At 60.2% G+C, this 12,453-nt stretch carries 9 protein-coding genes and 1 pseudogene; 4 read left to right on the plus strand and 6 right to left on the minus strand.

Going from position 1 to position 12,453, the window contains the following annotated elements; all coding sequences use genetic code 11:
• Positions 1-3: 3 nt before the first annotated feature.
• Together FBY01_RS11855 and FBY01_RS11860 are read right to left on the minus strand one after the other, a co-directional pair.
• Positions 4-1,371 (minus strand): erythromycin esterase family protein, encoded by a 1,368-nt coding sequence (locus FBY01_RS11855; RefSeq protein WP_145307723.1) that lies wholly within the window; start codon positions 1,369-1,371, stop codon positions 4-6.
• Between the two features lie 290 nt (positions 1,372-1,661).
• Complete coding sequence (locus FBY01_RS11860; RefSeq protein ID WP_010460601.1) at positions 1,662-2,192, minus strand: GNAT family N-acetyltransferase; 531 nt, start codon at positions 2,190-2,192, stop codon at positions 1,662-1,664.
• A gap of 224 nt (positions 2,193-2,416) precedes the next feature.
• On the opposite strand from FBY01_RS11860, the gene FBY01_RS11865 reads away from it, so the two are divergent.
• Both FBY01_RS11865 and FBY01_RS11870 read left to right on the plus strand, forming a co-directional pair.
• Positions 2,417-3,343: a universal stress protein gene (locus tag FBY01_RS11865; protein ID WP_145307720.1), complete on the plus strand. Its 927-nt coding sequence runs from the start codon at positions 2,417-2,419 to the stop codon at positions 3,341-3,343.
• A 223-nt stretch (positions 3,344-3,566) separates the two neighbouring features.
• Positions 3,567-5,852 carry a heavy metal translocating P-type ATPase gene (locus FBY01_RS11870; protein ID WP_145307718.1) on the plus strand — a complete coding sequence of 762 codons (2,286 nt, stop codon included), beginning with the start codon at positions 3,567-3,569 and terminating at the stop codon, positions 5,850-5,852.
• 204 nt (positions 5,853-6,056) lie between these two features.
• On the opposite strand, the gene FBY01_RS11875 is transcribed toward FBY01_RS11870, so the two are convergent.
• The 3 genes from FBY01_RS11875 to FBY01_RS11885 all read right to left on the minus strand — a co-directional run bounded on the left by FBY01_RS11875 (position 6,057) and on the right by FBY01_RS11885 (position 9,185).
• Entirely contained in the window at positions 6,057-6,542 is a 486-nt protein-coding gene (locus tag FBY01_RS11875; RefSeq protein ID WP_145307716.1) for an LEA type 2 family protein, read from the minus strand.
• Between the two features lie 57 nt (positions 6,543-6,599).
• Positions 6,600-8,072 carry a nucleobase:cation symporter-2 family protein gene (locus FBY01_RS11880; protein ID WP_145307714.1) on the minus strand — a complete coding sequence of 491 codons (1,473 nt, stop codon included), beginning with the start codon at positions 8,070-8,072 and terminating at the stop codon, positions 6,600-6,602.
• Between the two features lie 219 nt (positions 8,073-8,291).
• On the minus strand, positions 8,292-9,185 hold the full coding sequence (locus FBY01_RS11885; protein ID WP_010460591.1) for a LysR family transcriptional regulator: 894 nt from the start codon (positions 9,183-9,185) through the stop codon (positions 8,292-8,294).
• Between the two features lie 101 nt (positions 9,186-9,286).
• Here FBY01_RS11885 and FBY01_RS11890 point away from each other — a divergent pair, with 101 nt between their 5' ends.
• The gene (locus FBY01_RS11890; protein WP_145307712.1) at positions 9,287-10,378 is read left to right on the plus strand and encodes a polyamine ABC transporter substrate-binding protein; all 1,092 of its coding nucleotides are present in this window, start codon (positions 9,287-9,289) and stop codon (positions 10,376-10,378) included.
• A 16-nt stretch (positions 10,379-10,394) separates the two neighbouring features.
• Entirely contained in the window at positions 10,395-11,354 is a 960-nt protein-coding gene (gene speB / locus FBY01_RS11895) for an agmatinase (RefSeq protein ID WP_145307710.1), read from the plus strand.
• Positions 11,355-11,429: 75 nt separating this feature from the next.
• On the opposite strand, the pseudogene FBY01_RS11900 reads toward speB, so the two are convergent.
• Positions 11,430-12,401: pseudogene (locus tag FBY01_RS11900) on the minus strand (aldo/keto reductase); the annotation flags it as partial.
• Positions 12,402-12,453 lie beyond the last annotated feature (52 nt).

Raw genomic sequence — 12,453 nt, forward strand, 5'->3', positions numbered from 1 at the left:
GCCTCACACGCCAAACGGATAGGTTTCGTCTTCCGGTTCGAGTCTCTGGCTTTTCGGCAGCGCCAGTGCTGTCACGGGTTGGGTCTGTTCAATCCAGATCATGGCGTCGAACTGTTCGGCCAGCGTCGCTTCGAAGTAGTGACTACCACGTTCGGTTTCAGGGCGGTAAATCACCCCGATGGCCCGTTCCAGCAACGGTTTGGACAACACCCGGCGCAGCTCTTTGCGCGTTGGGTCTCGCCAGTCGGTCAATGACGCCGGCACACCCGCCTTGAGGAACTGGTGCTCCCAACTGTCCGGGCGAGAGGGCCGGATATCCTTGATGAGCATGTCGCTGTCCCAGTCATCGGCTGCGGCCACCTGGCCACGGTCGGTGCTCATACCGATCAGTACGGCATCGCGCCCATAAGCACTGCGGCACAGCTGACCGATGTTGAACTGACCCTTCCAGCCCATTTCCGTCGCAGCCGCGTTGCCGATATGAGAATTGTGCGCCCAGACCACGGCTTTGGCTTGTGGACCCCGGTGCTCAAGCAGTGCCCGAAGTGTGTCGAACATGTGCCGGTCACGCAGGTTCCACGAGGCGGTCGACCCTCGATAAATCGCACGGTAATACTGTTCCGCCGCCTGCACTACCCGAGCGTTTTGCGCCGCATTGAAGAAGGCCTCGTCGTTCTGGATGAGCCCGGCCAGTTGTTCGGCCAGCATGGCGTCGAGCTGTTCAATCACCGGTTGCTCACAAGGCATCAAGCCGGCACGTTCGACGAAGTGACCATACAACGCGGGATCATCCTGCCAAGGGGTCAGACAGCCATAGCGCCGCCGGGCCTCGTGGGCCAGCTGTGGGTCGACCCGGTCCAGATAACTCAGCACCTCATGGATGGAGTTGCGCAAGCTGTAGACGTCCAGTCCGCGGAACTCGACGCGACGTTCCGTGGCGAGGGTGTGGTTGTAGAGATGCAGCCAGTGGGCGAATGCTCTCACGTCGGTGTTGCGCCACATCCAGGTCGGGAATCGGCTGAAGATGTGACGTTTCCACGCCGAGTGTGCCAACCCCCGGACATACTGGTCGACATGGCCGGCGTCCGGCCAGTCGGCTTCAACGGCCACAATGTTGAACCCGTGTTGCTCGATCAGCCTTTGGGTGATCGCTGCCCGGGTTCGATAAAAATCACTGGTGCCATGACTGGCCTCACCAATCATCACCACCCGCGCATCCGCATAGCGATCGAACATTTCACCAAAGGCGGATGAGTCCAGCGCCGGCAGAGGCTCAGCGTATTGGCGCAGAAGCGGTGAGATGGCAGCCTGGTCAATGTGCCGAGGTGAGCCATACAGGTTATCCAGCATGTCTTGGGAGGGTGTGTTCATGACCGTCGTCCCCGTAAGGGTGGGTTACCGCCAGCGGTATTGCGCTTGCGCACAACCGCCGGAGATCGATCCGCAGGTCCTCGACACATTGTGTTTAAACGCGAACTTTTGTGTCGATTCATCACCTGTTTGATTATTCCTACGCCTTGCTCCAGATGAACAATTGAGTTTCGTCAATAAAGGGTGCAAAGGCTTGAGAGAAGGTGTCGGGGGCCAGATTCCTCGCCTGGCGGGTCAATAGGCCGCTTATATGAGTCGCCGGATCAAGGTGCTTCAACAGACCCGTTGTTTTACAGGTACAGGCAGTGAATCACCTGACGGGTATCGTAGGGATCGTCGCGCGTCTCGAAGCCCAGTGATCTGGCCAGGTCGCGCATCGGGGCATTGCTGGAGGCGTCGAGCGCATACATCTGGTGAAAACCGTTCTTGCGCGCGGCCGTGATCAAATGTTCCAGCAATAACGTACCCAAACCCAGACGCTTCCATTGATCGGCGACTGTCACCGTACCTTCACACTTGTATTCGCCCGTGGCGGCATAACGGCTGACGCCGATCTCGATCAATTGGCCATTTTCGTGGACCAGTGCGATGTAAGCCAGGCACTGCTTGTTGCCGGGTTCGCTGCTCTGCATGAGAAAGCGCATGTGCCGGGACTCCGGGCACAGATGTTTGATGAAGCGGTACTCTCGCTCGCGGTCTTTTTCCGTCAGTTGCCGGATCAACACGTGACGACCATCCTTGAGCGCTTCGATCCAGTATTTCCCAGTGACTTTGGAATAGGCTTCAGAGGCCCGATCATTATGGTCTTTGACAGTGAGCATGATGCGATCCTCCAGCCGTCTTCATTGGTTGGCGCGCAGTGGCAAATCTCGCGATTCACTTCTTTCTACTCCGCTGACTGCGCCTGAATATGATCTGGATCAGATCTCTTGTGACAGTGCACTCAATTGCCTGGATTTGATGTAAATCAAACAGGCATAGGGCGCAACGAGCGCAGTCTTTGAACATGGCCACGCTATGGGCCGGTGTATAGAGGAAGTGTGTCATGGCCCACTATCAACGCTTGCTGCTGATCGCCAACCCAAACCTGAAAGAGGCCCCAGCCTTGCTGCGTGCCATCGCCCTGGCCAGGGCCAGTGGAGCCATGCTGGATGTACGAGCCTTTATCGAACCGGCGGCCATGGCGCATGTGTGGGAAGAGAACCGAGACGAGGAGGGGGACCCGCGATATCAGCGCCATTATCTCCACTGGAGGGACCAGACACTTCAGCGTCTCAATGCACAGGGATTGGAGGTGAACGTGCAAGTTGTCTTCACCTGCGATCCACTGCTCGACATCTTGAAATGTGTAGAAGAGCTCAAGCCCGACCTGGTCATCAAGGATGTCACGGTGGACCCGGTACTTGGACGGGTGTTCGTCACACCTCTGGATTACCATTTGCTGCGCGGGTGTCCCGTTGCGTTGCACCTGGTCAACCAGGTCTATCATGAGTTGCCTCATCAGATCGTCGCCGCTGTGGACCTGTTTGATACGGTCACACAAATCCGTGATGTGAACGATGCCATTATTCAGGCAGCTCATACGCTGGCCGTGCAATGCGACGCATCGCTGCACCTGCTTTACGCCTATGACTTATCGCCAGCATTCAATGGCGATACGCCGCTGATCACCGGCTGCTGGAATGTGGCCTTCATGGATGAGTTGCGAGCGTCCCTTCATCAGGCCTTCAACACCCTGGCTGAGCGCTATGGGATTGCTCCAGAGCGCCGGCATTTTTTCATGGGGCTGCCGATGCCGGTGATCAGTGCATTTGTCGATGATTACCAGGCTGACGTCGTGGTGATGGGCACCTTGCATCGGGTGGGTACTAATCGATTCATCGGCAGCACTATGGAGCGCGCGCTGTATTCGTTGCAGGGCAGCATTCTGGCGGTCAGACAATCAGACTCGTTCGTCGAAGAGAAGATGTGATCGCAGCGTTAACGCACGCCTTGCTTCAGCCTTTTGCACTGTCTAGTCCTGAAATAGGTTTACACCTGGTTCGTCCGGGCACAACCGCGACTTCTGTTGTGTCCAGCGCTGAAATTGCGGCGCGCCGGGGACACGAAAAACATTCGAGTCCTAAGCTATACCTCGATGAGCGACAGCTGTTTTACAGCGAGGCCTGCAAATCGCTTTTGAGGAACTCACTTCGATGCTCAGTAAGTGGCTGGACCCTGTTCTGTTGCTGCTCACCGCACTGACGCTGCTGGCCGGCGGCATTGCGTATGTTGCGCAAGCACCTGATTGGGCATCGAGGTGCTGGGCCGCCGGAAGTCTGGTGATGGCTGCGGTACTGCTCCTTGAAATCGTCAGGCGCCTGGCCCGGCGCGAGGCCGGTGTCGACCTGATCGCGCTGCTGTCGATCACTGCCGCCCTGGTCTTTGATCAGACACTGGTGGCAGCGGTGATTGCCTTAATGCTGGCGACCGGACGGACCCTGGAGTTTTTCACCAAGCAACGCGCCGACCGTGAGCTTCGTGCGCTCATCGACCGGGCGCCACGTTTTGCCTGGCTGCAGGAGGAGGAGGGCGGCTTGCGCGAGATCCCCGTTGAGCAGGTCCAGCTGAATCAGACATTGCTGGTGCGGCTGGGGGAGGTGATACCGGTCGACGGTCGGTTGCTAAGTCCTGCGGCCATTCTGGACGAATCGGCGCTCAGCGGTGAGTCGTTGCCCGTCACCCGTCGAGAAGGAGAGCAACTGCCCAGCGGCGTTTCCAATGTCGGTGCCCCCATCCTGATAATCGCCACGCGAACGGCCGCGCAGAGTACCTATGCCGGCATAGTGCGGCTGGCCGAGGAGGCACGTCGTTCACGCGCACCTTTCGTGCGCCTGGCCGACCGCTATGCATTGTTCTTCATCCCGCTGACGTTGCTGATTGCCGGATTGGCCTGGCAATTGAGTGGTGATCCTTTGCGAGCGCTGGCGGTACTGGTGGTGGCCACACCTTGCCCTTTGATTCTGGCCGTACCGATTGCCATCATGTCGGGGATTTCCAGGGCAGCGCGGCGCGGGATACTGATCAAGGACGGCGTGACCCTGGAAGCGTTGGCCGGAGTCAAGCAGGTGTTCCTCGACAAGACCGGCACACTGACCAGCGGCCATGCCCGTCTGCAGTCGATAGAGGTCAACGGACTGGTCGATCCGCAGCGCCTGCTTGGCCTGGCCGCTTCGCTGGCGCAGGCCTCGACGCACCCTGTCTCCCAGGCCATCGTTGAGGCGGCGCATCAGCGTCAATTGCCTCTGAGCGTCCCACAGGAAGTAGAAGAAAGCCCAGGCTCCGGACTTTGTGGGCAAGTCGATGGCGTGCAGGTGCGTTTCGGCTCGTTGTCTTTTGCTCACAAAGACGCCCCTGAAACTGACTGGGTCGCCGCCATGCTGCGCCACATGGATTACCTGGCGTGCAGTGGAAGTTTCATCGACGTGGATGGGCAGCTCGCGGGCCTGCTGGTTTTCTCGGACAAGGTTCGGCGCGAAACGCCACAGACTCTGCATCGACTGCGTAATCGGGGCATCGAAAAGATAGTCATGCTCACCGGGGATCGCCTGGAAACCGCCGAGATGATTGCGCTATCTGCCGGGATTGACGAGCTGCGTGCCGGGTTGACCCCTGAGGATAAAGTGCGTGCTGTACAGGAAGGTTGCCTGCGCACCAGCACACTGATGGTCGGTGATGGCATCAACGATGCCCCGGCCCTGGCGGCGGCCACCGTCGGCGTAGCCATGGGGGCCAGCGGTGCCACTGCTTCTGCACAAGCTGCAGGTGTTGTGCTGCTGGTGGATCGGCTGGATCGTCTGGTCGAGGCGCTGGACATTGCCCGACGCACCCGCTACATCGCCCGCCAGGGTGTGCTGGTCGGCATGGGGATGTCGTTGCTGGCCATGGCGGTGGCGGCCCTCGGTTACCTGCCGCCGCTGATTGGCGCCGTGGTGCAGGAGGGTATCGACGTGGTGATTATCCTTAACGCCTTGCGGGCACTGGGGCCGATGTGGGTGCTGAGGAAACGAAAGCTTGCCGCAGAACATATCGATCGCCTGCAAGATGAACACCAGCAACTCTCCACCGTACTGAGCGATCTGCACCAACTGGCCAATGACTTCGCCCGGCGTCCACTGGCGCAAGCACAGACCGACCTGGTGCAACTGGTCAACACGCTGCAAACATCACTGGCGCAGCATGAACACGAAGATGAAAACATACTGTACCCGCTGCTGACGCGAAGCATGCCGGGCGAGGACCCGATGTCGGCTATGAGCCACGCTCACCGGGAGATTTTTCGCCTTATCCATTTACTGACGCGCATGAGTAGCGACTTCAGTTCCGACCCCGCAACGGCATCTGCTGATGAGATCCAGCATCAGTTGATTCGTCTGGATACCCTCGTGCGACTGCACTTTGATCAGGAGGAGGAACTGTTTCGTTATCTGGATTGGCGCTAGAAGATCAAGTCGCGCGCGCTAGGACTACGACGTGATCGGTCACTACGCGCGCCCGGCCCGGCGTCCGTTGCACCGCATAACCGTCAATGGTTGAACAGCATCACCCCTGTAGGAGCGAGCCTGCTCGCGAAGGCGGTGTGTCAGAAACACATGCATTGACTGACACTCCGCCTTCGCGAGCAGGCTCGCTTCCACAGGGGATATTCATTGTCGGTATGACCGAGTTCCGGCTGTCGACCCCGGCAAGCTCAGCTTCCCGGTGTCCACGAAGCGCACCGTTCCAAACAAGCCGCCCGCCAGTTTGCCGCGTAACACGTAGGGAAGATTATTCAGTGTCTGCGTCTGGCTCAGCCCCAACGTCTGGCGTAACACCGAGAACGCCGAAACGCTCACCGGCACGCTCAGCACGGTTTCGGAAAAGCGTGCAATCGAGCCCGACTGATCGCTGACGCCGGACGCCAGTGGCAGGCCATTGACTTCCAGATCCAGCGCCACGCCGTTGTAGTCGATCGGCGTTTCGTTGGGGTTCTGTACCCGGATCTTCACGGCAAAGCGCACTTCCATATCCTGGCTTTGCAGCGGCTCGATGCCGACCACGTTGATGTTCAACGGATCGCGATGGGGGAAGAGGGCGCAGGCGCTCAGGGAGAGCAACAGCAGAGAAAGGATGACGGCGTGGACGCTGCGCATGTAGACACTCTCATAAAGAAAAGGGCTGAGCCGCCACGGGCTCAGCCCTCGAGCTTTCTAGCGGTTCAACAGTGCGACTGCCGCAGGCCTTGGGGGTTCACCCTTGGCCGGGACATCGGGGTTTTCCATGACCTGCAAGATCGACGCTTCCGGATCGAAATCGTCCTCTTCCAGCTCGATGAATTCCTCGGGCAGGAAGATGTTCAGCACGATAGCGCACAACGCCCCGACGGTGATCGGTGATTCGAAGATGTTGTGCAGCGCCTTGGGCAGCTCGCGCAGCACTTCGGGCACCGCTGCGACCCCCAGGCCCATGCCGATGGAAATCGCCACGATCAGCATGTTGCGCCGATGCAGACCGGCCTCGGCGAGGATCTTGATGCCGGCCACCGCCACGGTGCCGAACATCACCAGTTCCGCGCCGCCGAGCACCGGTTTGGGCATCAATTGCAGCACCGCGCCAATCATCGGGAACAGCCCCAGCAACACCAGCAGGCCGGCGATGAAGAACGCCACGTAACGGCTGGCCACGCCGGTGAGCTGGATCACCCCGTTGTTTTGCGCGAAGGTCACCATCGGCATGCTGTTGAACACCGCCGCCATGGCCGAGTTCAGGCCGTCAGCCAGCAGGCCGGACTTGATCCGGCGGATGTAAATCGGACCCTTGACCGGTTGCCGGGAAATCATCGAGTTGGCGGTCAGGTCACCGGCGGCTTCCAGCGGCGACACCAGGAAAATCACCGCCACCGGCACAAACGCCACCCAGTCAAAATTGAAGCCGTACTTGAACGGCACCGGCACGCTCATCAGCGGCACGTCGGGCAGGCTGGCGAAATTGACGTCGCCCATCAGCCAGGCCACGACGTAACCGAGGGTCAGGCCAATGACAATCGCCCCCAGGCGCAGGAACGGCACATCGACCCGGTTCAGCACCACGATCGTGCCGAGCACCAACGCCGCCAACCCCAGATGACTGGCCGCGCCAAGGTCCGCCGCGCCAAAGCCGCCGGCGATGTCGGTCATCGCGACCTTGATCAGCGAAAGCCCCATCAGGGTAATGATGGTGCCGGTCACCACGGGTGTGATCAGCATCCGCAGCTTGCCGATGAACTGGCTCAACACCACTTCGATAAATGCCGCGAAAAAGCACACGCCGAAAATCGTCGAGAGGATTTCATCGGTGCCGCCACCCCGGGCCTTGACCATGAACCCGGCGCTGAGAATCACGCTGATGAACGAGAAACTGGTGCCTTGGAGGCACAACAGGCCGGAACCGATCGGGCCGAACCGACGCGCCTGAACAAAGGTGCCCAGGCCCGAGACAAACAGCGCCATGCTGATCAGGTACGGCACTTCGCTTTGCAGGCCCAGAGCACCGCCCATGATCAGGGTGGGCGTGATGATGCCGACAAAACTCGCCAGCACATGCTGCAAGGCGGCGAAGACCGTCGCGGTGAGGTGTGGGCGATCGTTGAGGCCGTAGATCAGGTCGGAACGGGACTGGGGTTTTGCGTGTTCGGAAGAGGTCACGAGGAAAGCGCCAGGGGCCAGGTCAAAAAATGGAGGCGCAGGATGCCAGCAGCGGGCACCGAGGGCAAACGATACACACGGAGCTGTGGCGAGGGAGCTTGCTCCCGTTGGGCTGCGTAACGGCCCCCGGCATTCCTTCAACCACACCTTGTGTGCAGATCTTGCGACGTCTGCGCCGCCGAACGGGAGCAAGCTCCCTCGCCACAGGTCCGTGCGTGTTCATTCAAACGCGGCGAGCAAGTCTTCTTCAAAGGCTTTCTGCGCATCCCCCGGCACCTGGGCACGATGGCGCGCCAGATGAAACGCCACATCAAAACTCAGGTCATCCCGGCGCACGGCGCGCAGCAAACCTTTGTCTTCCCAGCTGCGGGCAAAATGTTCAGGCAAATAGCCGACATGCTTGCCGGACAGGATGAAGGCGAGGGTGCCTTCGACCTGCTCGGACCGTGCCGAACATAATTTGCCTTGAAACGGCTCGTCACTGCGCAGAAAACGATAGGGATGATCGACCCGGTCGCACGCCTGCAACGCCAGATCGTCCGGCGCGTCGTCGGTGAACAACGGATGACCCGGGGCGCAGTACAGGTGCTGGGTTTCGCTGAACAGTTCGCGGTAGTCAAATGCGCTTTGCACTTGGGAGAAATAGCCGATCGCCAGGTCCAGCCGTTGTTGCAGCAACAGGCGTTCCATTTCGCCGGGCATGGCGCTCATCAACTCGATGCGCACCGATTCGTCCCGTTCACGAAAGCGACGGATGGCATCGGCGACTTTTTGCAGCACCGATTGATCAAGCGCTTCGGACAAACCCAGGCGCACTTCGCCGATCAACCGACCCGCCACACCGTTGGATTGATGACGGAACGCTTCGATGGACTCAAACAGCCCGCGCGTCGCGCTCAGCAACTGTTCGCCCTTGGGCGTGACCCGGAATCCACCCTTGCCGCGACTGCACAAACGATAGCCGAGCCGGGTTTCGAGTCTGGCCATTTGCTGGCTGATGCTCGACTGGCTCAACCCCAGTTCACCTTGCGCTGCGCTGAACCCGCCGCATTCCACCACGCGGACAAACAGGCGCAGCAGTTGCAGGTCGAGGTCGTGGAGTTGACCGAGCATCAAACATTACTCCGCAATAAAGTCAGGTTAACAAACTTGGTATTTCGCCAATGTATCCGAGGGCGCACGCTGCAACCACTTCCTCTGGTCAGGTGTTCGTCATGGCTCCCGTATTCAAACTGGGTTTACCCGCGCTCTTTCTCGCCATGGCCGCGTCGGCCCAGGCAGAGGAAAAAACCCTCAACCTCTACAGTTGGGCCGATTACGTGCCGCCTGAAACCCTGCAGCATTTCGAAAAGGAAACCGGCATTCATGTGCGTTACGACACGTTCGATTCTTCGGAAGTGCTGGAAACCAAACTGCTCACCGGCGGCAGCGGTTATGACGTGGTGGTGCCGTCCTCCAGCGTGCTGGCTCGTGGTCTGGCGGCCGGTGCGCTGAAGGAGATTCCCCACGAAGGGCTCAAGGGCTACGCCAACCTCGACCCGGACCTGCTGGAAAAACTGGCGGCCGTCGACCCTGGCAATCGTTATGGCGTGCCGTATACCTGGGGCACTCTGGGGCTGGGGATGAACGTCGAGGCGGTGCAAAAACGCTTGCCCGATGTGCCGCTCAACAGCCTCGATCTGCTGTTCAAACCGCAATACGCCGGCAAGCTGAAGGATTGCGGCATTGCGATTCTCGATTCGCCCCAGGAAGTGATTGGCCTGGCGTTGCACTATCTCGGTAAAGATCCCTACAGCACCGACAAGGCAGATCTGACCGCCGCCGAGGCGTTGTTGCATCAGTTGCAGCCCAATGTGCTGTACGTCGCCACCGGGCGGCAGATCAGCGATCTGGCCAATGGCAGCGTGTGCCTGGCCTTGACCTATAACGGCGACGCCAGCATGGCCGCCGACCAGGCGCGCAAGGCCAACAAACCGTTCGAGGTGGCCTACCGGATTCCGAAGGAAGGCACGCTGGTCTGGCAGGACAACCTGGCGATACCCAAGGACGCGCCGCACCCCGAAGCGGCTCGGGCATTCATTGAATTCATGTTGCGCCCCGAGTCCGTCGCGGCGCTGACCAACACGCTGTTCTTTGCCACGGCCAACCGTGCAGCGACGCCACTGGTGGACGAAGTCGTGCGGACCGACCCGGACATCTACCCCCTGGCCGACACCCGCGAACGGCTGTACGCCGACCGCAGCATGAGCCTCAAGGACATGCGCTCGCGCACTCGCCTGTGGACCACTTTCCGTAGCCGCCAATAAATAACAAGGAGATCCCATGGACGTCCCGATGCAAAATGATCAGGCCCTGACCCGCGACAGCCTCTTCGGTACTGCCGCCGAAAGTACTTACGCCGGTATCACCAGTTTCATGCGTCGTCGCTACAGCCGTGATTTGCGCGGCGTCGACGTGGTGGTCAGCGGTGTGCCGTTCGACACCGCCACCAGCAACCGTCCCGGTGCGCGCTTCGGCCCGCGCGGCATTCGCGCCGCATCGAGCGGGATTGCCTGGGAACGTCACTGGCCATGGACGTTTGACCCGTTCGATCATCTGGCGGTCATCGACTACGGTGATTGCGCCTTCGATTACGGCTCGCCGCACGCGGTGCCGGAAAGCATCGAGGCCCACGCCGAGCAGATCCTGAACGGCGGTTGCGCAATGCTGACTTTCGGCGGTGACCACTTCGTCAGTTATCCGCTGCTCAAGGCCCATGCGCGCAAACATGGCCCCCTGTCGTTGATTCACTTTGACGCCCACAGCGATACCTGGCCGGACGAAGAGGGCAAGCGCGTCGATCACGGGACAATGTTCTGGCACGCGGCCAAGGAAGGCTTGGTGGATCCGTCGCGCTCGGTGCAGATCGGCTTGCGCACCACCAATGATGATCACCAGGGCTTCCAGGTGCTGGATGCGCGGCAGGTGCATCGGCAAGGGTGTGAGGCGATTGTCGAGGCGATTCGTGCGCGGGTGGGGGATAACCCGGTGTACCTGACGTTCGATATCGATTGCCTCGACCCGGCGTTCGCACCGGGCACCGGAACGCCGGTGTGTGGAGGCTTGAGCACGGTGCAGGCGCTGGAAATTCTCGGCGGGTTGCGCGGGATCAATCTGGTGGGGATGGACGTGGTGGAAGTCGCGCCGGCCTACGACCATGCGGACATTACGTCACTGGCGGCGGCGACATTGGCGATGGAGATGCTGTGCCTGTATGCGGCCAGGCACAAAATAGACCGGTAAGACGCCTTCTTGTGGCGAACACAAAGTCTGTGAACGCCACAATCTGTAGGAGCGAGGCTTGCCCGCGAAGCTTTTTCAGGCCACCGGAATGATTGGCAGGTCAAGGGTTTCAGCCCCTGTATACCGCGCCGCCGAACCGGCAATCGTTTCATGTGGCACGCCCTTCGGCACGTTGCTGACCCCATCAAGCCGCGACAACTGCTCCGGGCTCAATTGCACCGTCAACGCGCCCAATGTCGCATCCAGTTGCTCACGAGTGCGCGAACCCAGAATCGGAATCAGCGCCGTCGTCGAACGCTTGGCCTTTTCCCGCAGCAAGGCAATGGCCACATGAGTAGGCGTGGCTTCAAGCTCCGCTGCCACTGCGAGCAAGGTGTCGAGCAGGGCGGTTTCGTGGGCGCTTTTCTCGGTGTGGACCAGCATGCCGAGTTTGGCGGCGCGGTTATTGTCATCATTGCTGCGGTACTTGCCCGTGAGAAACCCGCCACCCAGCGGCGACCAGATCGTAGCCGCCAGCCCGAGCGCTTCGGCCATCGGCAGCAACTCACGTTCGGCGGTGCGTTCGGCCAGGCTGTATTCGGCCTGAATCGCTGCAATCGGCGCGAAACCGCGTACTTCGGCCAGGACATCGGCGCGAGCAATGCGCCAGGCCGGGAAATTCGACAGCCCGGCGTAGTGAATCTTGCCGGCGCGCACCAGGTCGTCGAAGCCGCGCAGGATCTCTTCCATCGGCGTCACGCCGTCACTGATGTGCGCCCAGAACAGGTCGATGTGATCGGTGTTGAGCCGTTTCAGGCTTTCTTCCACGGCACGAACCATGTTCTTGCGGCTGTTGCCAGTGTGGGAAATGCCCGCGGCTGGCGTGGTACCCATGGTGTATTTGGTGGCGATAACCAGGCGATCGCGTTCCGGTGCGATGAACTCGCTGAGTATGGCTTCCGACTGGCCGGCCTGATAACCGTTGGCGGTGTCGATGAAGTTGCCGCCGGCTTCCAGATAACCGTCGAAAATGCGCTTGGCTTCGTCACGCTCGGCGCCATGCCCCCAGCTGACCACCAGGGCGGCGCTCCTGCCAACTTCTGACAGCGGCCTCTGCTAA

The organism is Pseudomonas sp. SJZ077, assembly GCF_007993905.1.
In the GTDB taxonomy this organism is placed as follows: Bacteria; Pseudomonadota; Gammaproteobacteria; order Pseudomonadales; family Pseudomonadaceae; genus Aquipseudomonas; species Aquipseudomonas mandelii.

Excerpts from the sequence above, each read along its gene's own strand:
- FBY01_RS11855 (WP_145307723.1), bottom strand. The coding sequence starts at position 1,371 with ATGAACACACCCTCCCAAGACATGCTGGATAACCTGTATGGCTCACCT.
- FBY01_RS11860 (WP_010460601.1), bottom strand. The coding sequence starts at position 2,192 with ATGCTCACTGTCAAAGACCATAATGATCGGGCCTCTGAAGCCTATTCC.
- FBY01_RS11865 (WP_145307720.1), top strand. The coding sequence starts at position 2,417 with ATGGCCCACTATCAACGCTTGCTGCTGATCGCCAACCCAAACCTGAAA.
- FBY01_RS11870 (WP_145307718.1), top strand. The coding sequence starts at position 3,567 with ATGCTCAGTAAGTGGCTGGACCCTGTTCTGTTGCTGCTCACCGCACTG.
- FBY01_RS11875 (WP_145307716.1), bottom strand. The coding sequence starts at position 6,542 with ATGCGCAGCGTCCACGCCGTCATCCTTTCTCTGCTGTTGCTCTCCCTG.
- FBY01_RS11885 (WP_010460591.1), bottom strand. The coding sequence starts at position 9,185 with ATGCTCGGTCAACTCCACGACCTCGACCTGCAACTGCTGCGCCTGTTT.
- FBY01_RS11890 (WP_145307712.1), top strand. The coding sequence starts at position 9,287 with ATGGCTCCCGTATTCAAACTGGGTTTACCCGCGCTCTTTCTCGCCATG.
- speB (WP_145307710.1), top strand. The coding sequence starts at position 10,395 with ATGGACGTCCCGATGCAAAATGATCAGGCCCTGACCCGCGACAGCCTC.